This is a genomic window from Streptomyces sp. NPDC001219, assembly GCF_053597915.1.
Window position 1 is genome coordinate 1 of sequence record NZ_JBSFJF010000153.1, and the last position, 2,615, is coordinate 2,615.

Annotated in this window: 5 protein-coding genes; 4 read left to right on the plus strand and 1 reads right to left on the minus strand. The window is 71.2% G+C overall.

From position 1 onward, the window contains the following. A partial coding sequence (locus ACWC9R_RS36985; RefSeq protein ID WP_450738264.1) for an RNA polymerase sigma factor occupies positions 1-408 on the minus strand: 408 nt, incomplete at its 3' end. Positions 409-708: 300 nt separating this feature from the next. Between ACWC9R_RS36985 and ACWC9R_RS36990 the strand changes: the two genes are divergently transcribed. The 4 genes from ACWC9R_RS36990 to ACWC9R_RS37005 form a co-directional block, all read left to right on the plus strand. Further along, on the plus strand, positions 709-1,185 hold the full coding sequence (locus ACWC9R_RS36990) for an Asp23/Gls24 family envelope stress response protein (protein WP_450738266.1): 477 nt from the start codon (positions 709-711) through the stop codon (positions 1,183-1,185). Between the two features lie 76 nt (positions 1,186-1,261). Continuing rightward, the gene (locus ACWC9R_RS36995; protein ID WP_450738267.1) at positions 1,262-1,522 is read left to right on the plus strand and encodes a hypothetical protein; all 261 of its coding nucleotides are present in this window, start codon (positions 1,262-1,264) and stop codon (positions 1,520-1,522) included. A gap of 110 nt (positions 1,523-1,632) precedes the next feature. Beyond that, positions 1,633-1,935 (plus strand): Asp23/Gls24 family envelope stress response protein, encoded by a 303-nt coding sequence (locus ACWC9R_RS37000; protein ID WP_450738269.1) that lies wholly within the window; start codon positions 1,633-1,635, stop codon positions 1,933-1,935. Between the two features lie 135 nt (positions 1,936-2,070). Further along, a partial coding sequence (locus tag ACWC9R_RS37005; protein ID WP_450738271.1) for a DUF6286 domain-containing protein occupies positions 2,071-2,615 on the plus strand: 545 nt, incomplete at its 3' end.

The following is a 2,615-nucleotide window of genomic DNA, read 5'->3' on the forward strand; positions in this document are numbered from 1 at the left end:
AATCCAGCAGGCGCGCTGTCCGGGCCGCAGGTGTGCGAGCGCTCGGGCCAACGCAGCGGTGGCTGCCGTGCTTTCGGCAGCACGGGCCGGTTCGCCGCCGGCGTCGTGGGCCGCCGGCTCGGCAACGGTCTCAAGGGCGACGGAAGGGGCCTGCCCGCGGCGGACGTTGAGGCATCGGTTGGTGACGATGCGGTACATCCACGTGCGGAACGCCGCGTCCCTGCGGAACTGGGGAAGACGCCGCCATGCGCTGATGAAGCCGTCCTGCACAGCCTCCTCGGCATCCGAGAGATTGCCGAGCATGTGGTACGCCAGGGCCAGCAGCGGCCCACTGTGGCGGTGCACGAGCACCGCGAAGGCGTCATCGTCACCTTCGGCGGCGCGGGCGACCAGGATGCGGTCCTCCACGTCCCCGAGATCCGGCTCACCGGGACGCTCCGCCCCGGTGGACGGAGGCGGCTCCGCGTGCCGGGGTGACGAGAATCCCTCGTGCTCCACATCCACTGTTCGCTTCCTACGTGAGGCGTCTCGCGAGCCGCGAGGCCCGCCGTCCCCCGCCGGCTCCCTGGCCGCCGGTCCCGTCAGGCAGCCACCGACCAGCGTACGTGATCCAGGCCACAAATAAGTGTGACGATTTCACACCATACGTGTCCAATCTTGTGACGGGCACCGATCCGGCGCCCGTGCCACTCCACCCAGGAGAACGCCATGACGAACGCGACATTCCGCCCTGTCTCGGAAGGGCTCAGGACCACCGACGAGACCACGGCACAGCAAGATCCGAAGCGAGGCACCCTCTCTCCGGAGAGCCGTGGCCGGACCACGATCGCGGACACCGTCGCGGCGAAGATCGCCGGGATGGCGGCCCGCGAGGTACCGGGCATCCACAACCTCGGCTCCGGAATGGCCCGGGCCATCGGCGGCGTCCGCGAGCGGATGCCCGGCGGGCAGCCCAGCGCCACCCGCGGTGCCAGCGTCGAGGTGGGCGAGCGCCAGGCGGCGGTGGACCTGAACGTGGTCGTCGACTACGGCTACCCCATCACCGAGGTCGCCGCAGACGTCCGCACCAATGTCATCGCAGCGATGGAACGGATGACCGGCCTGGAGGTCGTCGAGGTGAACATCGCCGTCAACGACATCGACATACCGGGCGACGAAGACGACAGCGAGCAGCGGGTGGAGTGACCTCCCCCGGTCTCTTCCCGGCCACGCCTGCACGGCGCGCGGGAAGAGACGGCAACACAAGGCGGGTGAAGGAACGATGAACGCAACCGTGGTGGGGCTCCTGACCGGTCTGACCCTGGGTTTCGCGGGCTTCTTCGGCGGCTTCGGGGCCTTCCTCGTGGTCGCCGCCATGGGCCTGGTGGGTCTGGTCATCGGCCACCTGACGCGCAGTGACGTGCACGTCAGCGACTACGTACACAGCCGCGAGGACGACGGGCGCCGCGAGACCTTCGACCGCCCCCGCAGCACTTACAGCCCCGGGCCGTACCGCACCGGGCACACCGGGCGAGTCCGGTGACAGCCCAACTCCCGTCGCCTCCCCTGGGAAGCGGCACGGAAGCTGAGACCGCACGTGCTCCCTCGCTTCCCTCGCCCGCCCGGCGCGGTGCGACGCTGATCCCCGAGACCGTGGTGTCCCGCATCGCGGTCCGGGCGGCACGCGAAGCCCTCATCCGGCACGCCGGCCGGCCACCCGCTCGTCTCGGCCTGGGCCCTGCGCACTCCACGGCCGCCGTCCACGAAGGCTCGGCACGCCTGAAGGTCTCCGTGGACCTGCCCTACCCCGTCGACATCGCCCGCACCTGCGGCGAGATCCGGCGCTACATCGCCCACCGGGTGGCCGACCTGACCGGCCTGCGGATCGACGACCTCACCGTCTCCGTCCAGCGGCTCGTCTCCGGCGAAAGCCTGCGACGAGGCCGGGCCGCATGACCTCACGGCCCGCGCCACGACAGGAGAATCATGACTTCTCCCACTCCACACGCCCCGCCCGGCCACGGCGGCGCTCTCCCGCGATCGCAGCCGGCCGAGGCACATGACCGGCCCGCTGGGCCGGCGCAGCACGGTGTGCCTGCGAACGACCGCTCCCGCCGTCCCTGGTCGGCGCGTCGCATCCCCGCCTGCCTGGCCGCCTCGCTGATCCTGCTCGCAGCGGGGGCGCTGCTGTTCGAAGCGATCTGGATACGCGCCGGACACCGGGCCACCGCATGGTGGACAACCCTGACCGCCGAACTCGCCACCCGCCCGCTCGGCAACCTCTGGCTCCTCACCGGTGCCGCCGTCGCCGCAGCCCTGGGCCTGTGGCTCATCATCCTGGCCCTCACCCCGGGCCTACGGCACCAACTGCCCTTGCGTGTGCCGAACAACAGCCGCATTCGGATGCATGCCGTACTCGCGCGCAAGGGCGCGGCGCTGCTGCTGCGCGACGCGGCCATGCGTGTCCCGGGGGTCAGCACGGTGCGCGTGCGGGTGCGCCGGCGCCGCATCACCGTCCGTGCCGGCGTGGGCTTTCGTGATACCGCCGATGTGAAGGACGACCTCGCCGACACCCTTCGCCGCGAGGCACGCGACCAACTCGCCTTGGCGCGTCCTCCTCGGCTGAAGGTCCGCGT